Consider the following 25,028-nt stretch of genomic DNA (forward strand, 5'->3'; position numbering starts at 1 on the left):
AAACCAATCATCATCATTCAAAAAAGTGTGGCGAACCACACTCAGAGGGTCGGTTGACATTTCAACCATGCTTGCGTTATCGGCTAAAACGACACAAGCAAGGCAGGAAACGCAGGCAATGGCGACTCCCTTGTCAAGTTTCATAACGAAGCTTGTGGATGTTTTAGCCATAACCCTTTGGGACAGTGACATTTTTTGCTGCTACTGCGTTATGTTTTACTTACTTAGATTACTAAGCTTCGCAAAACATGCCTTGTATCATCTAAAAAATGTCCTCTGTCGCAAGCATCTGTGAAATATCAACCGCCCCTCATTACTTACGCTTACGTTGAATGGCGTGGATTGCACGACCATCAACAGAAAGCGCCGCTTCATGTACAACTTCAGAGAATGTTGGATGACCGAAAGTCATTAATTGCAGGTCTTCCACAGAAGAAACAAACTCAAGTGCAATCATGCCTTGGTGTACGATATCAGATGCATTAGGACCCACAACGTGCATTCCTAAAAGACGATCTGTTTTCGCATCAGCAACGAACTTAACAAAACCAGCAGTATCGCCCGCAGCCAATGCACGACCATTCACCGCAAACGGGAATTGACCTGCTTTAACTTCGTGGCCTTTTTCTTTAGCCTGTTCTTCAGTTAAGCCCACCCAAGCCGCTTCTGGATGCGTATAAATGACGCTGATGATGGTGTCATAGTTCACTTGAGCAGCATGACCGTGGATACGCTCAACCGCCATGACACCCTCTTCCATTGCTTTATGGGCAAGCATTGGACCGCGTACCAAATCACCAATCGCGTAAACACCTTCAACAGATGTCTGGCACTGATCATTAACATCAACCAAACCACGTTCGGTCAATTTAATGCCTGAATCTTCAGCTAATAAACCTTCTGCATAGGCTTTACGGCCAACACAAACGATTAACTTGTCAAAAACCTGTTCTTTGTCTTCGCCGGCTTGGTTATATTTAACCGTTACTTCGCGACCATTGGTTTCAGCACCAGAAACTTTGGCACCGATACGGATATCCAAACCTTGTTTCTTCAAGATTTTTTGATATTCCTTCGCCAATGCTTTGTCCGCCATTGGTAAGAATGCATCTAATGCTTCAAACACAACAACTTCTGAACCAAGACGACGCCATACTGAACCAAGTTCTAGACCGATCACACCTGCACCGATGACACCAAGACGCTTAGGAACTTCTGCGAATTTCAACGCACCAGTCGAATCAACAATCAAGTCTTCATCAACAGGCGCCACTGGAATATTGACAGGTACAGAACCCGTTGCAAGGATCACGTATTTCGGTTCTAAGACCTGTACTTCACCTTCAAATGGTGTGAATTCTACTTTCTTACCTGCAAGTAATTTACCCGTACCTTGTAACCATTCGATACCATTACCTTTCAGTAATTGAGCAACACCACCTGTCAATTGATCAACAACCTTGTCTTTACGTGCCAACAAAGTGTCTAGATCAAATTTAACTTCACCTGTGGTGATACCATGTTCAGCAAGTTCGTGAACGGTTGCTTCATAGCGGTGGGAAGAGTCAAGCAGTGCTTTAGATGGGATACAGCCCACATTTAGACAGGTACCACCTAAAGATGGCTTACCGTTGTGGATACGTTTTTCGATACAAGCGACTTTGAAACCAAGTTGTGCAGCACGGATCGCTGCCTCATAACCACCAGGTCCACCGCCAATGACAACAAGATCAAACTGTTGAGACATTTTTATCTCCAAAGTCCCATATAAAGGATCACCTTATATGGGAGATATATTTCTAGTATTAAAGGTCAAGAATGAGTTTAGCAGGTTCTTCCAACAATTCCTTGATCGTCACCAAGAAACCGACAGCTTCTTTACCATCGATTAAACGGTGGTCATAAGAAAGTGCTAAATACATCATTGGCAAGATTTCAACTTGACCATTCACCGCCATAGGACGTTCCTGGATTTTATGCATACCCAAAATCGCAGTTTGTGGCTGGTTTAAAATAGGAGTTGAAAGCAATGAACCGAACGTACCACCATTGGTAATCGTGAATGTACCGCCAGTCATTTCTTCAATTGACAACTTGCCTTCACGCGCTTTCGCAGCATAGCCAGCAATGCCATTCTCAACTTCGGCGTAGTTCATACGGTCAGTATCACGGAGAATTGGCACAACCAGACCACGGTCAGAAGAAACTGCTACACCAATGTCGTAGAAACCGTGATAAACAATGTCATCACCATCAATCGATGCATTTACCGCTGGGTAGCGTTTTAATGCTTCAGTCGCCGCCTTAACAAAGAAAGACATAAAGCCTAAACGCGCACCATGACGCTTTTCAAAAGCATCTTTATATTGCTTGCGCATTTCCATGATTGGCTTCATGTTGACTTCGTTGAATGTTGTCAACATCGCTGTTTGCTGTGTAGCGGCCAATAAACGCTCAGCAACACGCTTACGCAAACGTGTCATTGGAACACGTTTTTCGATACGCTCGCCTACCGCCACGCTTAATGGCTGAACTGATGCAGCTGGTTTCGCCTGATGGCTTGCAACATCTTCTTTGGTGATGCGACCACCGCGACCTGTACCTTGTACATCAGCAGCGTTGATACCAGTTTCAGATAATACTTTACGAACAGCAGGAGCCTGATCCTGCACTGGCACAACTGGTGCCGCACCCGCTTGAGTATTTGCGGCAGCTTGCTCCACCTGAGCAGGTGCTGCACTTTGCACTGCCTGAGTATCGGCAGCACCAGAAACAGCCCCTGCCTCAAACTGTGCGATCACTTCGTCAGATAAAACGGTGTCCCCTTCATTTTTGATGATTGCAACTAAACTACCGTCAGCTGGAGCAACCACTTCTAAAACAACTTTATCGGTTTCAATGTCACAGATCACTTCATCACGTGATACAGGTTCACCTACTTTCTTGTGCCAGGTTGCAATCGTACCGTCAGCAACTGACTCTGGAAATACCGGTGCTTTAATTTCGGTTGCCATTATTTAGAATCTCCTGATTGTTCAGCTTCAATTGCCAGTGCGTCATTGACGAGCTGAGCTTGTTGTTTTGCATGCAAGTATGGTGAGCCACAGGCAGGTGCGGCAGATGCTTCACGACCTGCATAGCTAATGCGAATTTGTTTACCAGATTTAAGAACATCTTCGTATAGACGAGGAACGATAAATAACCAGGCGCCCTGATTCTTCGGTTCTTCCTGTGCCCAGACAAGTTCCTGGATGTTTGGATACTGAGCCATCACTTCAGCTAAACGCTGTTCTGGGTATGGATACAACTGTTCGATACGAACAATCGCAATATGGTTTAAACCAAGCTCACGACGTTTTTCGAGTAAATCGTAATAAACCTTACCACCACACAGCACCAGACGAGTCACATCGGCCTTGTTGACTTGATCAATTTCATCAATCACGGTCTGGAATGAACCGTTTGCCAACTCATCCAAAGTTGAAGTCGCAAGCTTATGACGTAATAACGACTTTGGTGACATTACGATCATTGGCTTACGGATAGGACGAACCGCCTGACGGCGTAACGCATGGAAAATCTGCGCTGGAGTTGTCGGTGTCATCACCTGCATGTTGTCTTCAGCACACAACTGTAGGAAACGTTCCAAACGTGCAGATGAATGCTCTGGACCTTGACCTTCATAACCGTGTGGCAACAACATGGTAAGACCACAAACACGCTCCCACTTGGTTTCACCCGAAGCGATAAATTGGTCAATCACAACCTGTGCACAGTTTGCGAAGTCACCAAACTGGGCTTCCCAAACGATCAGGCTTTTTGGCAAGGTGGTTGAATAACCATATTCAAATGCAAGCACCGCCTCTTCTGACAATAAAGAATCATAAACCGCTGTACGTGGCTGGTTTTCCTTAATGTGGCAAAGTGGGATATAAACCGAACCATCCGCCTGATTGTGCAGTTTGGCATGACGGTGTGAGAATGTACCACGACCAACGTCTTCACCTGTGATACGCACAAGGAAGCCATCATCCAGCAAGGTTGCATAAGCTAGAACCTCAGCAGCACCCCAGTTGAGTGGCATTTCACCCGTTTGCATTTTCAAACGGTCATCAATCACTTTCTGGACCTGACGCTGCAATACAAAACCTTCAGGTAATGTATTCATGGTTCTGCCAAGCTCTTTTAAGCGGTCAATACTGACTGTGGTATCCCAAACATCAGTATATTCATGGCCTAGATATGGAGACCAATCCACAAACATTTTCTTGTTTGGTTCAGTCACCAACGCGTTCGCCACATGGTTACCCGCTTCAAGGTCAGCACGGTAATCTTCAACCATTCTGTCGGCACTTGCGCGATCAAGAATTTGCTGTTGAACCAGTTGGTCAGCATAAAGCGTACGGGTGGTCGCTTTTTTATTAATGATCTGGTACATCAATGGCTGTGTTGCAGATGGTTCATCCGCCTCGTTATGACCACGACGACGGTAACAGAACAAGTCAATCACAACATCTTTACGGAACTCATGACGGAAGTCATGTGCAATCTGGGTGGCAAAAATTACCGCTTCAGGATCATCTCCATTGACATGGAAAATCGGTGCCTGAATCATTTTTGCAATATCGGTACAATATTCAGTAGAGCGGGCATCACGTGGGTCTGATGTGGTAAAACCAACCTGGTTGTTCACAATAATATGAACAGTACCACCAACGGTATAACCACGGGTCTGTGACATCTGGAAAGTTTCCATGTTCACACCCTGACCAGCAAATGCCGCATCACCATGAACGATGAGTGGCAGCACGTCATCACCGCCCACATCTTTACGGCGAACCTGACGGGCACGCACCGAACCTTCAACCACAGGCCCCACAATTTCAAGATGTGATGGGTTAAATGCCAATGCCAAATGCACTTCACCGCCTGGTGTCATCACATTTGAAGAGAAGCCTTGGTGATACTTCACATCACCAGAACCTTTTTTGTGCAGACTTTTGCCTTCAAACTCACCAAAAAGGTCGGCAGGGTTTTTACCCATAATGTTGACAAGCAGGTTAAGACGGCCACGGTGCGGCATCCCAATCACCACTTCTTTACAGCCTACACTACCTGCACGCTGAATGATTTCGTTGACCATTGGAATGAAAGACTCACCGCCTTCCACACCAAAACGCTTCGCGCCAACAAATTTATTACCTAAATATTTTTCCAGACCTTCAGCAGCCGTTAAACGCTCAAGAAAACCTTTTTTCTGCTCGGCAGTGAAGTTGAATTTACCACGCGCACCCTCTAAACGTTGTTGAATCCAGCGTTTTTCCTTGGTGTCAACGATGTGCATATACTCTGCACCAATTGATCCACAGTAGGTTGCCTCCATTGCCTCAACCATCTCAGACAATGTCGCTTCCGCTTTACCAATGGCAAGGTTACCCGTATTGAAAACCGTATCTAAATCAGACTTCGTTAAACCGTGGGCAGACAAATCCAGGTCTGGAACTTCTTCTCGTTTCGCAAGACCTAATGGATCAAGTTTGGCTTTTTGATGACCACGGTTGCGGTAAGCGGCGATGAGTTGTAATACAGCAATCTGGCGACGCTCGTGTTCCGTGCTAACAGCGCTTTGTACGACGGGTTGAACTCGGCTTGCATTACGGCCTAAGAGGAGGAATTGCTCGCGCACATTGCTATGTGGTTGATCACCTTTAGGGTATTTATCAAAATATTCACGCCAGTCCTCTGACACTGAGGTTGGGGACGTTAGGTACTGTTCGTAAAGCTCTTCAATATACGCTGCACTATCAGCGGAAAGTTCAGTGTCAAGACGCAATGCGTCAGCAACTTCTTGCATTTTTGGACCCATTTCCTATTGCAAAAAATAATACAGGTTGCCTTTTAAGCACACCCATGATTCATAGCGTCAAATTGGTAACAAGACACTACTACTCAAGATCATCCAACCTTGAGACATTATTACTACACATCAGGAGTATTCCCTTTGATGTAACAAATGAGTCATGCACCTTCAATTCAAAGCACATAACTCATTCTCATACTCGATAAAATCGAGCAATTTTTTGCAAATCATTTTAGAAAAATTAAATAAGTTTTTAACTTTTCTAAATTGACTTTATTCAAAGAAAACCGCATAAATTCATCAGATATTATCTAAAGATAACGTCAGGAATATGCTTATTTTTTGCTTTCATTTGCTGGCTGAAATCCTATCATGTAATCAAGCTTGAATTGATTTTTTTGACACATACCATTCATAAACCAGCGAAATACACGTATTCAATTATATTCTAATATACCGCCCTTTTTCTAAAAATTGCACTTATATCGACCAAAGTTAAAGATTCTCTACAAATCTCGCACAAACACCCCGCAGAGTGACTAAAAATAAAGCAAATACCCGATTTATATTTATTTTTATTATTTGACTTAATCATAAATTTTATAAGAATCCCTCATATAGCTGGCAGCGGTTATTTTAGATTCATACAAATATTACTCCCCTATGTTTCCAACTTTATAAACAGCCGTATCCAAAAATAAAAAAACGGAAACCTCTTTCGAAGTTTCCGTTTTTTGGTCAGAGAAAGCGATTAGCCCGCTTGATCCAAGAGCATGTTACGAATGTGACCAATTGCCTTGGTTGGGTTTAAACCTTTCGGGCAAACAGATACACAGTTCATGATGCCTTTACAGCGGAACAATGAGAATGGGTCATCTAAACGAGCCAAACGTTCCTGAGTTGCCGTATCACGAGAGTCAATGATAAAGCGGTATGCATTTAACAATGCAGATGGCCCAAGGAACTTGTCAGGGTTCCACCAGAATGATGGGCATGAAGTTGAACAACATGCACAAAGAATACATTCATATAGACCATCAAGATGTTCACGCTCTGCCTGAGACTGTAAACGCTCTTTTGGTGGCGCTGGCTGATTGTTAATCAGGAATGGCTGAATCTTGTTGTACTGGTCATAGAACTGGTTCATGTCTACAACCAAGTCTTTTACCACTGGCAAGCCAGGTAAAGGACGGATCACAATCTTCTCTGGCAAGTCGTTCAGGTTCCACAAACAAGCCAAGCCATTTTTACCATTGATGTTGACACCATCAGAACCACAGATGCCCTCACGGCATGAACGGCGGAACGTTAATGTCTCATCCTGTACTTTCAACGCAAGCAACGCATCAAGCAACATACGGTGCTTGTCGGTTAACTCAAGTTTAAACGTTTGCATGTACGGCGCTTTATCCTTATCAGGATCGTAGCGGTAGATTTCGAATGTACGAGTGCCTCTACTCATCTTTGTTCTCCCGATTAGAATGTACGTGGCTTAGGTTCGATTGCTTCAACCGTTAATGGGCTGAAACGAACTGGCTTATATTCAAGACGGTTGTCTGATGAATACCATAAAGTATGCTTCATCCACTCATCATCACGGCGGCCGTATGAATATGTTGGGTGATCAGGTGCCAACTCATAGTCAACCACTGTATGCGCACCACGACATTCCTTACGTGCAGCAGCAGAGATTAAGGTTGCTTTTGCAACTTCATACAAGTTTTCAACTTCCAATGCCTCAACACGCGCAGTGTTAAAGACTTTAGACTTGTCTTTCAAGTGAATGTTGCGAACACGTGGCTCAATCGCAAGAATCTCTTTTACACCTTTATCAAGCAATGCCTGAGTACGGAATACACCTGCGTGGTCTTGTACGATGTCACGGATTGCGTCTGCAACTTCCTGAGCATTTTCACCAGAAGTTGAGTCATCCAGCTTACGGATACGCGCCAAGGTTTTTTCCAGTACATCATTTGGTAACGGTTGATAATCATCGCCATGATGTTTAGTCACATAGTCAATGATCGTCTCACCCGCTGCTTTACCAAATACCACAAGGTCAAGCAATGAGTTGGTACCTAAACGGTTTGCACCATGTACAGATACGCAAGAACACTCACCAATCGCATAGAACCCTTTCACAGGTTTTACATAATCACGTGTACCTTTATAGGTATATTCTTTGGTGTCCTTGTCATAGTGAGCAGAGAATTCACCCTCTTCCACACCATGCGGCACAACCACTTGACCGTGCATATTGGTCGGAATACCGCCCATTTGATAATGGATGGTTGGTACAACAGGAATTGGTTCTTTGGTACAGTCAACGTTTGCGAACTTCTTGCCAATCTCAAATACAGATGGCAGACGTCTCATAATTGTGTCAGCCCCCAAATGCGTCATATCCAACAGGATATGATCCGCTTTAGGACCACAACCACGCCCTTCCTTAATTTCCTGGTCCATTGAACGCGATACGAAATCACGTGGTGCCAAGTCTTTTAAAGTTGGTGCATAACGTTCCATGAACGGTTCGCCGTCTTTGTTACGAAGGATACCACCCTCACCACGACAACCTTCAGTCAACAATACCCCTGCGCCCGCAACACCTGTTGGGTGGAATTGCCAGAACTCCATATCCTGCAATGGGATACCTGCACGGGCAGCCATACCAAGACCATCACCCGTGTTGATATAGGCATTGGTAGATGCACGGTAAACACGACCCGCACCACCAGTAGCAAACAAGGTTGCTTTGGCCTGGAATACTGCAATGTTACCCGTTTCCTGATCGTATGCAGTCACACCGAGGACATCACCCTCTTCGTTACGGATCAAGTCAAGTGCAATCCATTCAACGAAGAACTCAGTCCCCATTTTGACATTGCTTTGATACAAGGTATGAAGCAATGCGTGACCCGTACGGTCAGCAGCAGCACAGGCACGTGGAACTGCTTTTTCACCATAGTTTGCAGAGTGACCACCGAATGGACGTTGATAAATCGTACCATCTTCATTACGGTCAAACGGCATGCCAAGATGTTCAAGTTCATACACGACTTTTGGTGCTTCACGACACATGAATTCACATGCATCCTGGTCACTTAACCAGTCACCACCTTTTACGGTGTCGTAAAAGTGATAGTGCCAGTTATCTTCCTGCATATTACCTAACGACGCACCAATACCACCTTGGGCAGCAACGGTATGCGAGCGTGTTGGGAATACCTTGGTCAGTACCGCAACTTTTAAACCTGCTTGGGCAAGTTGGTAAGAAGCACGCATACCTGAACCACCACCACCTACGATCACTGCATCGAAAGTGAGGGTTTGAATATTTAAATAATTTTCTTTAGGGGTTGCCATGATCTGTTCCTATCAATTTGCCCAGAAAATCTGGATACCCCAGATTGCGTACACGAACACTGAAATAATGACGGCAGAAGTCAATACAAGGCGTAAACCTGAAGCTGATGGGCCCATCTGACGAGTCGTTACATAATCAGTAAAGACTTGCCACATACCAATCCAGGCATGTGCAACCAGCGACAACACCGCCAATAAAGAAAAAATCTTCATTGGCAGAGTCAACATAAAGCCAGCCCACTGTTCATAGCCAAATCCGCTGTTGCAGAGAATCCAGCCAAACAGAACAACAGTATAGGCAGCCAATACAACCGCACTCACACGCTGGATATACCAGTCGCGAGAACCTGAACCTGTTAAACCTGTAGCACTTTTCATCAGAACATAATCCATACAAAGGCTGCGATAATACCAACCGCAGACAAGATCAATGCGATTGTAGCTGCGATGCGACCGCTCTGTAATTCTTCAGCAAAACCGAGGTCGGCAAGCAAGTGCTTGATTCCTGCGATAAAGTGGAAAATTAATCCAGCTACAAATACCCATACGATGAAACGTACAATGATATTTCCGAAAACGACATTTTTAACGTAGTCAAATCCTTCTGGTGAAGATAAAGATTTATCCAAAATCCATAAAAGAACTGCGACCAATAAGAAAACGATCACACCTGATAAACGGTGCAGAATTGATGCAATAGCCACGGGTGATTTTAAGTTTACAGCTAAAACTTGACCCATGGACAAATTGACAGGTCTGTTGCTTTTCACAGCGGGCATCCTGTAAGTAGAAACTCCAACTGGAGTTTGTTTGAATTAATTCAAAGGAAAGCTGGCATTGTTAGGCAAGCACAGCTCATGCCTAACCTATAACGACACCGAATTATAAAACGTGAAATATCAAAATACAAACAATCAGCTTTCGCTTTAGTCGAAAAAAATAATAAATAAGAATCATTCACATACACAATATTTCCCAGATAAATTAAATTTTTAGCTAAATCCTTTTATCCAATTGTTTTATAAAAATAAAAATACAAAACTTTTTTTTATGAATAGTTCCAAGCTGGAAAAAATCCCCATTATTTATTTCAAAAAAAATATGTTTTTCTCAGTAAAACCCCATTAAATGAGTCGGCTTTAAGCATAGTCATAAATAATACCCCTCATTTATATATTAAATATAATTAACCACTAATCTATTATTCAGGTCTAATCCATATAAATACATCGATTTATTTTTAATCAATCAATCGCACCATAATGAACCACTTATGCCGTTATATATCAGCTTTCAAACTGTTTTTTGAACTATTATTTAACGCGAGACCATGAGATATATAGGGTTTTGGTGAGCTAAGCCCTTAATTTTACAGGCACCAAAATATCACCAGAGTAAAAATTTACTTACAATTGTACTGGTGCTTCATTTTTTTTATGCACCTGAAACATGATTTGACATATTATACTCGACCGATGCTGTGAATTTACTCAATTTTTTCTTTGATACTGAATGACTAATTGACTGTAGCAATGTCATTTTTTATCCCTAAGTATAATTGACAAAATTTTAGTAGCCACTAATCTTATAGCAAATTTTGACACCGTCTGATTCGCACATGACAAGATTAGGATTTCGAGTCAGATAATCATTCACCAGGACAGGAGATCTATTGAATGTCTGCAGCAACTGGCAAAAAAGCCGTATTACAGCTTGATGGCAAAGAAATTGAATTACCAATTTACAGCGGCACATTGGGCCCAGATGTAATTGACGTTAAAGATGTATTGGCATCGGGTCATTTTACTTTCGATCCTGGTTTTATGGCGACAGCTGCTTGCGAATCTAAGATCACATTCATTGATGGTGACAAAGGTGTGTTATTGCACCGTGGCTATCCAATTGATCAATTAGCGACTCAAGCAGACTACCTCGAAACTTGCTATTTACTGTTAAATGGCGAGCTTCCAAATGCTGAACAAAAGGCGGAATTTGACGCTAAGGTACGCAACCACACCATGGTTCACGATCAGGTTAGCCGTTTCTTCAATGGTTTCCGTCGTGATGCTCACCCAATGGCTATAATGGTTGGTGTTGTTGGTGCGTTGTCTGCGTTCTATCACAATGGTTTGGATATCGAAGATATCAACCACCGTGAAATCACTGCAATTCGTCTTATCGCGAAAATTCCTACGCTTGCGGCGTGGAGCTACAAATACACGATTGGACAGCCATTCATTTACCCACGTAACGACCTAAACTATGCAGAAAACTTCCTGCATATGATGTTTGCTACGCCTGCGGATCGTGACTATAAAGTTAATCCGATTTTGTCTAAAGCAATGGACCGTATCTTCACGCTTCATGCTGACCACGAACAAAATGCGTCTACATCTACTGTACGTCTTGCTGGTTCTACTGGTGCAAACCCATATGCATGTATCTCTTCAGGTATTTCTGCACTTTGGGGACCATCACACGGTGGTGCAAACGAAGCTGTACTGAAAATGTTGGCTGAAATCGGTAGCGTTGAAAACGTTGCTGAATTTATGGAAAAAGTAAAACGCAAAGAAGCGAAGCTTATGGGCTTTGGTCACCGTGTTTACAAAAACTTTGACCCACGTGCCAAAGTGATGAAAGAAACCTGTGATGAAGTGCTTGGCGCATTGGGTATCAATGATCCACAACTTGCACTTGCAATGGAACTTGAGCGCATTGCACTTAGCGACCCATACTTCATTGAACGTAAACTTTATCCAAACGTGGACTTCTACTCAGGTATCATCCTAAAAGCAATTGGTATCCCTGTTGATATGTTTACGGTTATTTTTGCATTAGGTCGTACTGTTGGCTGGATCAGCCACTGGTTAGAAATGCACGCTTCCCCATATAAAATTGGCCGTCCACGCCAATTGTATACGGGTGAAAAACAACGTGACATCAAACGTTAATTTTTAAGAAATTAATGTGAAAAAGCTGCCAAATGGCAGCTTTTTTATTACTTCCTAAAGCTCGTCCTCTTCTAGGGCACGCAATAGGTTTGTACTGATCCCATCGGCACGCAGCCAGGCCAGTTCATAGCTTGCCTTGGCTAAAGCCAAGACACGTCGTTCAAACTCATCCCAGACCAGCTTTACCTGTGTGTGGGAAATTCCAAGTCCACTTTCCTGTGCCAAATGCTTATTTTTCTCACAGACTTTTAAAGCATGATACAGCTTACGTCCAGCACTTGCGCTTTCCAGAATACGAATATGCTTGCCGTGGATAAAACCCTCGACATGCTGGAGACTAGCATTGGGCAACAATGGCACCAGAATCTGGTCAAGTTGTGCATCCAAACGCTTCCAGACCACCAACCGCTGTTCAGGCGTATAGGTGTTCCACTGGATCACCTCATGATTAAAACGGCGACATCCACGACACACCAGATCACCAAATACCGTTGAACAACGCCCTGCGCATGGGGTCAGTGATGGGATTCGACGATCATTACTCAAAACTTATTCCTCTAAAACCATATTAATTTTATGGTTTTCTCGCTTATTTTCAAATTTCACGCTAAAATATGCGCCTTGTTTTTCCTATCTTAATACATTTGGAGTTATCCATGAACGCTACTGTAGAACAGCTTGCACCTGTAGAACAGCAAGCGACCAATAATTGGGTTGTTGCGGCACTATATCAATTTAAAGAAGTTGCGGATGCAGCCGATCTGCAAAAACGTCTTCTGGACTTAGTGAATGGCATCAATTTATGTGGAACTCTGATTGTCGCTTCTGAAGGAATTAATGGTACTGTTGCTGGCGACCGTGCAGCAATTGACACGGTTCACCAATTCCTATTGAACGAAGGCTTTGCCGCGATGGAATATAAGGAGTCTGCCAGCTCTGAAAAACCATTCCGCAAGATGAAGATTAAGCTGAAGAACGAAATCGTTACCCTCGGTGTTGAGGTTAAGCCACGTGACCTGGTTGGTCATTATCTTGATCCAAAGGAATGGAATGAGCTGATTAGCCGCGATGACGTGATTCTGGTGGATACCCGCAACGACTACGAATATAAGGCAGGTACATTCAAGGGCGCGATTGATCCCAAGACAGAAACATTCCGTGAATTTCCTGAATATGTAAAACAAAACCTTGAGCAGCACAAAGACAAGAAAATTGCCATGTTCTGTACAGGTGGTATCCGCTGTGAAAAATCCACTTCCCTGCTGTTGCAGGAAGGCTTCAGTGAGGTTTACCACTTAAAAGGCGGTATCCTTAAATATCTGGAAGAAACACCTGCCGAGGAAAGCCTTTGGGAAGGTGAATGTTTTGTATTTGATGGCCGTACTGCCGTGACACATGGGGTTGAAGAAGGTGAGAACATCAAGTGTCACGCATGCGGCTGGCCTTTAACCAAAGAAGAAGCCGAATTACCAAGCTATGAACACGGGGTTTCCTGTGTTTTCTGTATTGATAAAACCACAGAGAAACAGAAAGAGGGTTTCCGTATGCGTCAATCGCAAATTGCAGCAGCAAAACGTAAACGTCTATAAAAGTTAAAAAAATCCTGAAAGCCATAGTTCCACTATGGCTTTTTTATGATAATAATAAAATGATGTAACGATTAGACCATTGAGCATCAAGATTAACCATCCTATGCTAAAAACAATAATCAAATAAATTATATAAGGGTATTATGGGACTTGAAGAATGGGTCTTGTCAGTCATGGAGAAGCTTGGATATTTAGGCATCGCTTTTTTGATGTTTCTGGATAACATTTTTCCTCCTATTCCTTCTGAAATTATTATGCCCTCTGCGGGTTATACCGCCTCCAAGGGGGATTTGAGCTTAATTGGCGTTATCATTGCTGGAAGCGCAGGCTCACTGATTGCGGCAATGATCCTTTATTGGATTGGCCGTAAAATTCCTGAACAGCGCTTATTCAGTTTTATAGAACATTACGGCAAATTCCTTAGAATCAAGGTTACTGACCTTGAAAAGGCCTTGGGCTGGTTCAACCAGCATGGGCATAAAATCGTTTTCTTTGGCCGTATGATTCCAGCGGTGCGCTCGCTGATTAGTATCCCCGCAGGAATGAGCAAGATGCCTTTTGGCAAGTTCATGACTTACAGTGCCTTGGGAACGATCATCTGGACAACATTCCTGGCATTTTTAGGCTATCACTTCAGTGAAAACCAGGCCCTGATGTCTTTAATTATGCAGCGTGTTGGCTATATTATTTTGGCAGTTGTCATACTTTATATCATTTGGAAAATGGCTAAAAAACTTGGGCAGAAATCATAAAAAAGACAAAAATTTCTCCTTTATTATTTATTCATTTCAGTTAAGGAAAAACCATGCAGCATGAGTTTTGGCATCAAAAATGGCAAAAAAATGAGATTGGCTTTCATCTCAACCAGCCTCACCCACTACTGGTTAAATATATGGGTTCCTTAAACCTCTCTCCAAACAGCCGTATTTTTATCCCACTCTGCGGTAAAAGTTTAGATATACATTGGCTTTTAGGTCAGGGCTATCATGTAGTGGGAGTTGACCTGAGTCCAATTGCCATTCAGGACTTAATCTCAACGCTTGGCCTTTCCTTTACCGAAACACAGTCTGGAAATCTTAGCCACTTCCACCATCCACAAATTGACCTGTTTGTTGGTGATGTCCTTGAATTGACAGTTGAACAGACAGGAAAGATTGATGCGATTTATGATCGAGCAGCCTTAGTCGCCCTGCCAGAAGAAATGCGAAGCCAATATGTCCAGCATCTCATTCAGATTGGTGGGCATGCATCACAATTACTGATTAGCTTTGAGTATGATCAATCTATGTTGGCTGGTCCGCCTTTTTCCATTTCCACCCAACAACTTCAAGACTACTATTCCAGTGAATATGACATAGAGCTACTCGATAGCCAAACTGAACTGCTCAAAGGAAAAGTGAATGCCCAGGAAAAAATTTGGCTGCTAAAGAAATAGCCTCATCTCAAAATAAAAAACGTCCATAAGGACGTTTAAATACTTAACCTGGCGTATATATGAGCCGCTATCATTGCGGCGTCAAACCTGTCATCAAGCTGGTGTATGGTACATAAGATAAATCTCATTGAGGTTATCTGGAATTTCCTCAGCCAGTTCATCCATCAACTGACCATTGCGACGGAAAGACTCCATTTGCGGATCCTCCTCATCAATGCCACTAAACACCATGATCGGCAAAGTCAAATCAACCAGCTGTTCTTCATATTCTGGCGTAAACCAGGCATCTTCGTTCAGGAACATGGCATCAACGAAACCGACACTCCAGTCACCTAAACTTGAATCCACATCGGCCTCTTCAATTTCAAATGGAAACTCAATTCCATTTTCATTGGCCAAATCCTGACGAATTGATTCCAGCCAGACTTTAATCTGTTCGATGATCTCACTCGGAACTTTCTTTTGATTGCTCTCGAACAGCTCATCCAGCCAACGGTCAAACTTTGGGCCAACAGCGATAGCACACAAAAAGCCATGAGTCGCCGCAAAATCCAAACCATATTCGTTTTGGTCACCGTCAAGATAATTACTTAACAAGTCTAAATCCAGGGTACTCATTTTTTATCCAGCTCTAAAGTTACATTTTCGACAGCATAACATTTTCAGACGCAAATTCTCAGCAATTTTGCCTAGTCTTCGTCATCAAGGTCATCATCGTCGAAATCGTAGTCAAAATCTTTTAATTCTCGTTCCAAACGACGCTGAGCCAACAGATCATCAATCAAACGGCGTTTTTCCAATGATTCCTTGGCACTGATTTTTCCTGATGATTCATCAAAACCAACATCATCATCGCCGTAGTTATCATCATCTAATTCAAAATCTGTAGAAGACACTAAGTACCTCTTATACGAAAAATATAAATGGGTCTAGCCGCTATTTATCTGTCTTAAACCACCTTGTCAAGTTTTATTTTATTTTTTTGCTATAAATCGGTGATTTGTACTTTTTTTCGGCGGTTTTTTTGTGTAATTATAATCCCAGGACAATACCAATCAAAAAAGTTCTGCAAAAAGGATGGACTGCTTGAAAAATTATGAATTAACCCCATATTCAAGAAACAGACGTGAAATCAATACCATTTTTTATTTAAAGCAAACGGATCAAATCCAGAACATTCCCCGTGAACTGTGCTATCATGCACGGTTTTTCACCGCCACAGATTCAACAAAAGAGTAAGCAAAGATGAGCGATATGAATTCCCCTACTTCGCAAGTAGCGGCTCTGATTAGCCGAGGCAAAGAACAAGGTTACTTAACTTACGCTGAGGTTAACGATCATCTACCAGACTCAATTACGGAAAGTGAGCAGATTGAAGACATCATCCAGATGCTTCAGGACGTTGGTATTCCTGTGCATGAACGTGCGCCTGAAACCGATGACACCATGTTTGGTGAATCTACCGAGGCTGCCGATGAGGTTGCCGAGGAAGAGGCTGCTGCCGTACTGGCATCGGTTGAAAGTGAACCAGGCCGTACCACAGACCCTGTACGCATGTACATGCGTGAAATGGGCACGGTTGAACTTCTTACGCGTGAAGGCGAGATCAGTATTGCAAAACGCATCGAGGAAGGTATCCGTGACGTTTTACACTCAATCGCTTACTGGCCAAATGCCGTGGAAGTCGTTTTAAAAGAATATAATGATTTTTTAACTGGCGAGCGTCGCCTTGCCGATATTCTTTCAGGCTATTTAGATCCTGAAACCGATGAGGATATTCCTGAAGTTCTTGAAGAAGAAGCGGAACTTGAGGAAGATGAAAACGCGACTTCCACCACCAAGGAAGTCAAGCTTGATGATGATGACGAAGAGGAAGAGTCTGAGGGTGATGATGATTCTGAAGGTGATTCAGGTCCAGACCCTGAAGTGGCCAAAGTTCGTTTCTCGGAATTGGAAACTGCCTGGAACCAAACCAAATCTGTCATTGAAAAACATGGTCGCAATAGTGACGAGGCAAAAGCTGCACTAGAGTCTTTGGCTGCCGTGTTTATGATGTTCAAATTTACACCTCGCCTGTTTGACATCATTTCAGAAATGATTCGTGGTACCCATGACCAAATCCGTGCCAATGAACGTGAAATCATGCGTTATGCGGTGCGTCGTGGTCGTATGGATCGCAACCAGTTCCGTATGACGTTCCCAGAACAGGAATCAAACCCAGCCTGGCTGGATGAGCAGATTGCCAAGGCACCTGCTGAAATCAAGGGCCATCTGGAAAAAGTACGCCCAGACGTTTTGGCATTCCAGCAAAAGATTGCTGACATTGAAAAAGAACTGGATTTAAACGTTAAGGATATCAAGGATATTTCTAAACGTATGGCCGTTGGTGAAGCGAAAGCCCGCCGTGCCAAAAAAGAGATGGTTGAGGCCAACCTACGTTTGGTAATTTCGATTGCGAAGAAATACACCAACCGTGGCTTGCAGTTCCTTGACCTGATTCAGGAAGGCAACATCGGTTTGATGAAAGCGGTGGACAAGTTTGAATACCGTCGTGGTTACAAGTTTTCGACCTATGCAACCTGGTGGATTCGTCAGGCGATTACCCGTTCGATTGCGGATCAGGCGCGTACCATTCGGATTCCAGTACACATGATTGAAACCATTAACAAGATCAATCGTGTTTCCCGCCAGTTGCTTCAGGAAATGGGCCGTGAACCAACCCCTGAAGAGTTGGGCGAACGTCTGGAAATGGATGAGGTTAAAGTCCGTAAGGTGCTGAAAATCGCCAAAGAACCGATTTCGATGGAAACACCAATTGGTGATGATGAAGATTCGCATCTTGGTGACTTTATTGAGGACTCCAACATCACTTCTCCAGTGGATGCTGCGACCTCTGAAGGCTTAAAGGAAGCAACCCGTGAAGTGCTTGAGAACCTGACTGAACGTGAAGCGAAAGTGTTGAAAATGCGTTTTGGTATTGATATGCCAACCGACCATACCTTAGAGGAAGTGGGCAAACAGTTCGACGTGACGCGTGAGCGTATTCGTCAGATTGAGGCGAAAGCACTGCGTAAACTACGTCACCCATCTCGTTCAGAGCACCTACGTTCATTCCTTGAAAATGACTAGGGACAACCTGTATCAATAGCAAAACCATGCTCTTGTGCAGGGCTTGAAGTTAAACACTTCATCCCCATTTACTTAGTTAGATCATAAGCGCCTGCACTGATGCAGGCGTTTCAAATTAAGAGGTTACTCATGGTAGACCGCACTCCATCTCGCGAATTGCAAGAACATCTTTGGGTTTTCCCGATGGACTATCCAATCAAGTTGATTGGTCATGCTGGGGATGAACTTCGAGTGGCTGTTGTAGATATTTTGCAAAAGCACTTTCCTGAATTTGATGGTGACTCAGTCAAGGTACAGCCATCACGTACAGGAAAATACCACTCTTTAACCGCGCAGCTGCGATTTGAAGAACTGGAACAGGTTCATGCACTGTATGCTGATCTTGCCGCCTGTCCTTTAATCAAGACAGCACTGTAAATAGAAATCCAAAATACGAAAGTGTTTTGGATTTTTTTCAATAACAATACTTGTTGTATAAAATTTTCATGGATAGGTATTTATCTTAGCTCAATCATTACATAATTAAGCGACTGATAAAATTGAAAGAATCAAAGGAAACATGCAGTAATGAACTTTGATAAACCCTCCCTCATCATTCGTTGTTTCAAAGACCTACAAGACTACAGCTCGCGCTTTGAAGCCATGAAAGACTTTACGGCGAATCGTGACGAAAGCACACCTGACGAGGTCTGGTTATTACAGCATCAAGATGTACTTACACAGGGTCAAGCAGGCAAGGCAGAACATATTCTCGTACAGAGCAACCTCCCCATCGTTCAGACAGACCGTGGAGGGCAAGTGACATGGCATGGACAGGGACAACTGGTCGCCTACTTCCTGTTTGATTTAAACCGCCTGAAATGGCATGTACGCACCTTGGTCAACTTTGCGGAAAAGGCCATGATTGACCTGCTTCAACAATACAATATCCAGGCCTATGCAAAGCCTGATGCACCTGGCGTGTATGTGGACGGGCGCAAGATTGGTTCTCTTGGTTTTAAAATCCGTCGGGGCCGCAGCTACCACGGTTTAGCCCTGAATGTTGACTGTGACCTGACAGGCTTCCAAACCATTAATCCTTGTGGATACGCGGGGTTGGAAATGGTACGCTTGCAAGACCTGCTTGAAGATTACCCAAGCTTCGAGCAGCTCTGTCATGATTTTGTTTGCTATTTAAAAAATACGAATTTCTTTCATGACCCTGAAGTCAAATCTGAATAAACTACTTTTCAATTTTAGAGAAATAAATTAGAGTAATTACTCTAAATTTGCTTTTGCATAATTTTAACAAGGGATACGCAAGTGATTTCGACCAAAGCAGTGAAGCCCACTTTGCAATTTGCCTACGTAAAACTCATGATGGATGTTGTTGGTCGTGGTTTAGTAATGGCAAGCCAAGTGGACGATGAAGTACAACAGGAAGTTTCCAAGTTTCCTGTTGGCTTTATACTTTCAATGAATGTTTTTCCAAATGGACCTGCATTTGTTGCGCGAGTAACAGAAGAAAAACAGTTAGAGCTTCTCTCTAACTATAAAGGCAAGCCTGATTTAACCATCACATTCAAACATCTTACCCATGCATTTCTGGTTTTCTCGTTTCAGGAGAGCACTGCCCAGGCATTTGCCAATGACCGTATGATTGCCGATGGTGATGTATCCAGCGCAATCCGTCTTGTGCGTTGCCTGAACAAGATGGAATCATTGATCCTGCCTAAGCTGATCGCCAACCTTGCAGTCAAGCGTTATCCAGCTGAATTAACATTAAAAGAAAAATTCACTGGTGCAAAAAATATCTACCTCAAAGTCGCACAATCATATTTCAAACGGAGCGCATAACATGGCTAAGCCTTATTACGAATTTTTCTGTCCTGTAAAGGTAATTGCTGGTAATGCCGCGCTAGAGCATATCCCGTTTGAGCTTGCAACTTTAGGCGCAAAACGCCCAATGATCATTACCGATAAAGGTGTGCGCGCCAACGGTTTACTTGGTCCAATCGAGGCGGCATTCAGCACCACTGATGCCGTGATTGGCGCAATCTTTGATGATGTTCCACCAGATTCAAGCCTGGAAGTGGTACGTCAGGCAGCGGAACTTTACCGTAAGCAAAACTGTGATGCGATTATTGCGATTGGTGGCGGTTCAGTGATTGACACCTCTAAGGCAACCAACATCCTTGTGTCTGAGGGTGGCAATGACCTGCTTCAATACTCTGGTGCGCATAATCTTCCAAAACCATTAAAGCCATTCTTCGTAATTCCAACCACGTCTGGTACAGGCTCTGAAGTCACCATGGTTGCCGTGGTATCAGATACCCAGCGTAATGTGAAGCTGGCATTTGCATCTTACTACTTGATGCCTCATGCCGCGATTCTTGACCCACGCATGACCCTGACTTTGCCACCCCACTTAACCGCAATGACTGGAATGGATGCACTCACGCACTGTGTTGAGGCATACACCTGTTTAGCAGCGAATCCATTAAGTGATGCCTATGCAAGTGCAGGAATCAAGAAGATCAGTGAAAACCTGTTCAAGGTGCTGGACAACCCTAGTGATGCCCAAGGCCGTTTAGAGTTGGCACAGGCTTCGACCATGGCAGGTATTGCGTTCTCCAACTCAATGGTTGGTCTGGTTCACTCACTTGGCCATGCCTTGGGTGCTGTGGCTCACCTGCCCCACGGTTTATGCATGAACCTATTCCTGCCATATGTGCTTGAATATAACAAAGAGATCAATGGCGATAAAATTGGTGAATTATTACTGCCACTTGCAGGTGCAGACATTTATGCACAAACACCTGCCAGCCAGCGTGCGGATAAGGCAATTGCAACCATTTTAACCATGCGTGACCGCCTATTCAGCCTCACCAAGCTACCACGTACCCTGCGTGAAACAGGTAAGGTAACTGAAGCGCAGTTGGATGAAGTGGCTGAGAAAGCATTAAATGATGGTTCTATCATTTACAATCCGAAAGAGGCAAGTTTGCAGGATCTACGTGCAATTCTACAAAAAGCTTGGTAATTCATTTATTTAGATAAAAAATTATCATGTATGGGCCCTGATCTGAACCAATGATCGGGGCTTTTTTCATTTCAATGAATTTTTATTCATCTGTTTATCTGCACAACTGGCAAAAAAATTGCTAAAAAAAGCGTAAAAGTACTGACAATGTTCATCAATTTACGATAGATTGGCGAACTTCTTTTTTCTATAGGGGGGATCGTTTTCGTCTCAAACGATCCTTAAACCATAGCTGATCCTTGATCAACGATTATGAGGATAACGCCGTTGACAAATATCTCTGGGACTTCATCGGTAGCTAAGCTGCAAAAAACGCTAGGTCTCTGGCACATTATCATTATTGGCTTAGCCTACATTCAACCCATGACTTTGTTTGACACTTTCGGACTGGTATCGGAAGAAAGTCATCATCATGTTCCGACCTCCTATATTGTTGCCCTAATTGCAATTTTATTCACGTCGATCAGTTATGGTCACATGATTCGTCGTTACCCATCATCAGGGTCGGCTTATACCTATGCACAAAAATCCATCCACCCCAACGTGGGCTTTATGGTGGGCTGGTCATCATGGCTGGACTATCTGCTGTCACCAATGGTCAATATCATTCTGGCGGGCATCTATCTTGACGCATTATTCCCGAATGTAAATCACTGGGTCTGGGTAATTGTCCTGACTGCCTTTATGACTGGCATCAACCTACGTGGTGCACGTTTTGTGGCGAACTTTAACAGCCTGATTGTCCTCGTCCAGCTTATCGTGATTGCTGTATTCACCTATCTGGTCTATAGCAAGCTACAGATGGGATATAATGCTGAAGGTCCAATTACCGCAGAAACCCGTTACCAGCTCTGGAGCCTGGAACCATTCTGGAACGACCTGACTTCTGTAGGGGCATTGATTACAGGTGCAACCCTGCTGTGCTTCTCGTTTACGGGCTTTGACTCGCTCAGCTCACTGGCGGAAGAAACCAAGGACACTGAAAAGACGTTGCCTAAAGCGATTTTCCTGACCGCATTATTTGCAGGTATTGTGTTTATTATCAGTACCTACTTTATGCAAATCTACTTCCCGAATGATCCTAAAACTTATTTTGAGGACGTCGCCGCAACCCAACCTGACATCCTGTTACTGGTGGGTGGCTCGTTATTCCAGTCCTATGTGCTTGCCTTTGCGATTGTGACGGTCATGGCATCAGGGATTTCTGCCCATGCAGGCGTATCACGCTTAATGTATGTGATGGGTCGGGATGGTGTCATTAACAAGAAAATCTTTGGTCATATCAGCCCGAAAACCTTTACGCCATCCTATAACATTCTGATTGTTGGATTGGTGGCATTAAGTGCAGGTTTCATGAGTCTGGATGTAGTGATTTCCATGATCAGTTTTGGTGCCCTGATTGCGTTCACTTTTGTGAACCTGTCCGTGATTTCACGTTATGCCTTACGTGATGGCCGTACCAAGAACTTCAAGGACATTGTGAGCTTTGTGATTATTCCGCTCTTGGGCTTTCTCAGCGTTTTTGCCATGTGGCTTGAAATTGAAGACACGGCATTGAAATATGGTTTATGGTGGGCAATGTTCGGTATTTTATACCTTGGTTATAAAACTAAAGGCTTTAAATACAATGCCCCTCAGCATAATGAGTTTGATGACCGTTAAACCAGTTAAAATAGAAAAGGCGCTCAATGCGCCTTTTTTATCGCCTTTAAAAAGCTTAGCCATGTAGCTTTTCAACAATTGATTTCACACGTTGTGCGTATAGCTTGGCAGTTTCCAAGTCCCCTGCTGGAATTTCATCAACGCCTGCATCTGATGGAGACTGAACCAATAACCCCACTGAACCACCCAAGTTGTTTATATCTTCACGTGTAGCAGCCTTGGTGTTGGCTGGAAGCAGACCCAAACTTACCCAGATACCCCCATGCTGTGAAGCCAGAGTTTGCAATTGAATAAGGGTAACCTGCTTGTCCCCATTCAGGCTTGCACTATTGGTGAAACCTGCAAACACCTTGTCCTGCCAGCCACGTGTAAACCAGATTTTTGAGGATGCATCGGCAAACTTCTTAAACTGCCAAGGTGTGGCAGCCATGTAGGTTGGTGCCCCAAAGACAATGCCCTGTGCATCATTTAAAGTTTGCCAATCCTGTTCTGCAATATCGCCGTTTTGGTCAATTTCGATTAAAGATGCCTCAATGGTTTGAGCAAAGGTTTCAGCAATGACTTTGGTGTGACCATAACCAGAAAAGTAAACAACTGCGATTTTTGACATGGGAGTATCCTAAATTTTTCAAAACTTCGATTTAATGATATATTTTAGAAACTAGGTGTCAATTAGTTACCAATTGGTAACTAGGGTTATAAAATGGGAAACTTGAGGATTCCAGACATGAATCAGGCATTAAAATATGATATTTATCAGCAACATTGTCCTGCCCGATTATTTTTTGAAAAAATTGCGGACAAGTGGGTATTGTTGATTATCAATATCCTTTCCCAGGAAACCCAGCATTTCAATTTATTAAAAAAGAACATTCAGGGGATTTCCCCCAAAGTCCTTTCACAAAAACTGAAAATGCTTGAACGCGATGGCTTTATTGAAAGGCAGGTACAAAACACCTCTCCCATCCGTGTCGATTATTCATTAACCTTGTTAGGGATTGAAGTGGCGAAAATGGCATATCAACTGAAAGACTGGGCGGAAAGCAATATTGAGCAGGTGATCTCGGCCCAGCAACGTTTTGATGCCACACAACAACAAGAAATGTGAGGTTCAATATGTATCCACAACCTTTAATTGCCGTTGCAGATGTTGAAAAAACCAGTCAGTGGTATCAAACAATACTCGGCCTGCAAAGCGGTCACGGTGGCAAGGAATATGAACAGTTGCTGTTTGAACAATGCATGGTCCTACAGCTACACCAATGGCAGGCACATGAACATCCACATATTGGCAGGCCTGAACGAATTGTTGGAAATGGTGTGTTGTTGTGGTTTGAGAGTGCTCACTTTGATCAGCTTGTTGATAAATTACAAGCCCATCAAGTCGAGATTTTAGAGGGGCCTAAATACAATCCTAATGCGAATCATCGGGAGATTTGGTTTAAAGATCCAAACGGTTATACCCTAGTCGTGGCAAGTCCCTATGGTGATATATAAAAACTTTTGGCAATCAGGTCAGTGCATTAAACCCCTGCTGCCGCCAAGCTTCATAGACGATCACCGCGGTTGCGTTGGAAAGGTTCAGGCTTCTTGAATTTTCAGCCATAGGTAAACGAATCCAGTTTTCCTGCGGGAACATCAGGCGCACCTGTTCAGGCAAGCCACGGGTTTCAGGTCCCATCAACAAAGCGACAGGACGATTTAAATCCACTGTATGTGGTGTGGCAGAACCTTTGGTGGTCAATGGAAAAATATCATTGATGCCAATACCCTTTGCCTTTAAATCGGCGAGGCAAAGTTCGATGTTGTCCCAAATCTGCATTCTTGCCCATTCGTGATAATCCAGACCTGCACGTTTCAGTTTCTTATCATCCAGTTCAAAGCCCAAAGGCTTGATCAAATGGAGTTGCGCACCTGTATTGGCACATAAACGAATGATATTGCCTGTGTTGGCTGGAATTTCAGGTTCGTATAGGACAACATGAATCACTTGTTTCTCTCACTTTGTCAGGGC

At 43.5% G+C, this 25,028-nt stretch carries 25 protein-coding genes; 13 read left to right on the forward strand and 12 right to left on the reverse strand.

Annotation, left to right across the window (positions count from 1 at the left end):
- Positions 1 to 313: 313 nt before the first annotated feature.
- The 7 genes from lpdA to sdhC form a co-directional block, all read right to left on the reverse strand.
- Entirely contained in the window at positions 314 to 1,747 is a 1,434-nt protein-coding gene (gene lpdA, locus N5J47_RS06980; RefSeq protein ID WP_279959431.1) for a dihydrolipoyl dehydrogenase, read from the reverse strand.
- Positions 1,748 to 1,805: 58 nt separating this feature from the next.
- On the reverse strand, positions 1,806 to 3,014 hold the full coding sequence (gene odhB / locus N5J47_RS06985) for a 2-oxoglutarate dehydrogenase complex dihydrolipoyllysine-residue succinyltransferase (protein ID WP_279959430.1): 1,209 nt from the start codon (positions 3,012 to 3,014) through the stop codon (positions 1,806 to 1,808).
- On the reverse strand, positions 3,014 to 5,854 hold the full coding sequence (locus N5J47_RS06990) for a 2-oxoglutarate dehydrogenase E1 component (protein WP_279959429.1): 2,841 nt from the start codon (positions 5,852 to 5,854) through the stop codon (positions 3,014 to 3,016). Before N5J47_RS06990 ends, odhB begins: the two co-directional genes overlap by 1 nt.
- A gap of 757 nt (positions 5,855 to 6,611) precedes the next feature.
- Complete coding sequence (locus N5J47_RS07000; RefSeq protein ID WP_004755939.1) at positions 6,612 to 7,322, reverse strand: succinate dehydrogenase iron-sulfur subunit; 711 nt, start codon at positions 7,320 to 7,322, stop codon at positions 6,612 to 6,614.
- A gap of 14 nt (positions 7,323 to 7,336) precedes the next feature.
- The gene (sdhA, locus tag N5J47_RS07005; RefSeq protein ID WP_279959428.1) at positions 7,337 to 9,226 is read right to left on the reverse strand and encodes a succinate dehydrogenase flavoprotein subunit; all 1,890 of its coding nucleotides are present in this window, start codon (positions 9,224 to 9,226) and stop codon (positions 7,337 to 7,339) included.
- A 12-nt stretch (positions 9,227 to 9,238) separates the two neighbouring features.
- Complete coding sequence (gene sdhD, locus N5J47_RS07010) at positions 9,239 to 9,604, reverse strand: succinate dehydrogenase, hydrophobic membrane anchor protein (protein ID WP_004652198.1); 366 nt, start codon at positions 9,602 to 9,604, stop codon at positions 9,239 to 9,241.
- On the reverse strand, positions 9,604 to 10,005 hold the full coding sequence (gene sdhC / locus N5J47_RS07015) for a succinate dehydrogenase, cytochrome b556 subunit (RefSeq protein WP_004681507.1): 402 nt from the start codon (positions 10,003 to 10,005) through the stop codon (positions 9,604 to 9,606). The genes sdhD and sdhC overlap by 1 nt, the downstream gene beginning before the upstream one ends.
- 897 nt (positions 10,006 to 10,902) lie before the next feature.
- Between sdhC and gltA the strand changes: the two genes are divergently transcribed.
- Entirely contained in the window at positions 10,903 to 12,177 is a 1,275-nt protein-coding gene (gene gltA, locus N5J47_RS07020) for a citrate synthase (protein ID WP_004674939.1), read from the forward strand.
- Between the two features lie 54 nt (positions 12,178 to 12,231).
- Here the strand turns inward: gltA and N5J47_RS07025 are convergent, their stop codons facing one another.
- Entirely contained in the window at positions 12,232 to 12,723 is a 492-nt protein-coding gene (locus N5J47_RS07025) for a DUF1289 domain-containing protein (RefSeq protein ID WP_279959427.1), read from the reverse strand.
- A 110-nt stretch (positions 12,724 to 12,833) separates the two neighbouring features.
- Between N5J47_RS07025 and N5J47_RS07030 the strand changes: the two genes are divergently transcribed.
- The 3 genes from N5J47_RS07030 to tmpT all read left to right on the forward strand — a co-directional run bounded on the left by N5J47_RS07030 (position 12,834) and on the right by tmpT (position 15,201).
- The gene (locus N5J47_RS07030; RefSeq protein ID WP_279959426.1) at positions 12,834 to 13,766 is read left to right on the forward strand and encodes a rhodanese-related sulfurtransferase; all 933 of its coding nucleotides are present in this window, start codon (positions 12,834 to 12,836) and stop codon (positions 13,764 to 13,766) included.
- Positions 13,767 to 13,909: 143 nt separating this feature from the next.
- Positions 13,910 to 14,518, forward strand: a complete 609-nt coding sequence (locus N5J47_RS07035) for a DedA family protein (RefSeq protein WP_267982235.1) — start codon at positions 13,910 to 13,912, stop codon at positions 14,516 to 14,518.
- Positions 14,519 to 14,571: 53 nt separating this feature from the next.
- Positions 14,572 to 15,201 carry a thiopurine S-methyltransferase gene (tmpT, locus tag N5J47_RS07040; protein WP_279959425.1) on the forward strand — a complete coding sequence of 210 codons (630 nt, stop codon included), beginning with the start codon at positions 14,572 to 14,574 and terminating at the stop codon, positions 15,199 to 15,201.
- Positions 15,202 to 15,294: 93 nt separating this feature from the next.
- Here tmpT and N5J47_RS07045 read toward each other — a convergent pair whose 3' ends face one another.
- Together N5J47_RS07045 and N5J47_RS07050 are read right to left on the reverse strand one after the other, a co-directional pair.
- A complete protein-coding gene (locus tag N5J47_RS07045; protein ID WP_267982237.1) occupies positions 15,295 to 15,819 on the reverse strand; it encodes a YecA family protein in 525 nt (174 codons plus the stop codon).
- A gap of 71 nt (positions 15,820 to 15,890) precedes the next feature.
- Positions 15,891 to 16,097 carry a hypothetical protein gene (locus tag N5J47_RS07050; protein WP_004908399.1) on the reverse strand — a complete coding sequence of 69 codons (207 nt, stop codon included), beginning with the start codon at positions 16,095 to 16,097 and terminating at the stop codon, positions 15,891 to 15,893.
- 190 nt (positions 16,098 to 16,287) lie between these two features.
- On the opposite strand from N5J47_RS07050, the gene N5J47_RS07055 reads away from it, so the two are divergent.
- The 7 genes from N5J47_RS07055 (at position 16,288) to N5J47_RS07085 (ending at position 23,014) form a co-directional block, all read left to right on the forward strand.
- Entirely contained in the window at positions 16,288 to 16,440 is a 153-nt protein-coding gene (locus N5J47_RS07055) for a hypothetical protein (RefSeq protein ID WP_279959424.1), read from the forward strand.
- 6 nt (positions 16,441 to 16,446) lie between these two features.
- Positions 16,447 to 18,330, forward strand: a complete 1,884-nt coding sequence (gene rpoD / locus N5J47_RS07060; RefSeq protein WP_267982238.1) for an RNA polymerase sigma factor RpoD — start codon at positions 16,447 to 16,449, stop codon at positions 18,328 to 18,330.
- Between the two features lie 129 nt (positions 18,331 to 18,459).
- Positions 18,460 to 18,747, forward strand: a complete 288-nt coding sequence (locus N5J47_RS07065) for a DUF493 domain-containing protein (RefSeq protein WP_267982239.1) — start codon at positions 18,460 to 18,462, stop codon at positions 18,745 to 18,747.
- 150 nt (positions 18,748 to 18,897) lie between these two features.
- On the forward strand, positions 18,898 to 19,551 hold the full coding sequence (gene lipB, locus N5J47_RS07070) for a lipoyl(octanoyl) transferase LipB (protein WP_279959423.1): 654 nt from the start codon (positions 18,898 to 18,900) through the stop codon (positions 19,549 to 19,551).
- 81 nt (positions 19,552 to 19,632) lie between these two features.
- A complete protein-coding gene (locus N5J47_RS07075) occupies positions 19,633 to 20,166 on the forward strand; it encodes a hypothetical protein (RefSeq protein WP_279959422.1) in 534 nt (177 codons plus the stop codon).
- Position 20,167: 1 nt separating this feature from the next.
- Complete coding sequence (locus N5J47_RS07080) at positions 20,168 to 21,352, forward strand: iron-containing alcohol dehydrogenase (protein WP_267982243.1); 1,185 nt, start codon at positions 20,168 to 20,170, stop codon at positions 21,350 to 21,352.
- 252 nt (positions 21,353 to 21,604) lie between these two features.
- A complete protein-coding gene (locus N5J47_RS07085; protein ID WP_279959421.1) occupies positions 21,605 to 23,014 on the forward strand; it encodes an APC family permease in 1,410 nt (469 codons plus the stop codon).
- Positions 23,015 to 23,069: 55 nt separating this feature from the next.
- On the opposite strand, the gene N5J47_RS07090 is transcribed toward N5J47_RS07085, so the two are convergent.
- Positions 23,070 to 23,624: a flavodoxin family protein gene (locus N5J47_RS07090; RefSeq protein WP_279959420.1), complete on the reverse strand. Its 555-nt coding sequence runs from the start codon at positions 23,622 to 23,624 to the stop codon at positions 23,070 to 23,072.
- A 117-nt stretch (positions 23,625 to 23,741) separates the two neighbouring features.
- Here N5J47_RS07090 and N5J47_RS07095 point away from each other — a divergent pair, with 117 nt between their 5' ends.
- Positions 23,742 to 24,122, forward strand: coding sequence for a helix-turn-helix domain-containing protein (locus tag N5J47_RS07095; protein ID WP_279959419.1), 381 nt, complete (start codon positions 23,742 to 23,744; stop codon positions 24,120 to 24,122).
- Between the two features lie 8 nt (positions 24,123 to 24,130).
- Complete coding sequence (locus N5J47_RS07100) at positions 24,131 to 24,511, forward strand: VOC family protein (RefSeq protein ID WP_279959418.1); 381 nt, start codon at positions 24,131 to 24,133, stop codon at positions 24,509 to 24,511.
- Between the two features lie 13 nt (positions 24,512 to 24,524).
- Here the strand turns inward: N5J47_RS07100 and N5J47_RS07105 are convergent, their stop codons facing one another.
- A complete protein-coding gene (locus N5J47_RS07105; protein WP_267982247.1) occupies positions 24,525 to 25,004 on the reverse strand; it encodes a tRNA (cytidine(34)-2'-O)-methyltransferase in 480 nt (159 codons plus the stop codon).
- Positions 25,005 to 25,028: the final 24 nt, after the last annotated feature.

Source organism: Acinetobacter sp. GD03645, assembly GCF_029845285.1.
Lineage (GTDB): Bacteria > Pseudomonadota > Gammaproteobacteria > Pseudomonadales > Moraxellaceae > Acinetobacter > Acinetobacter corruptisaponis.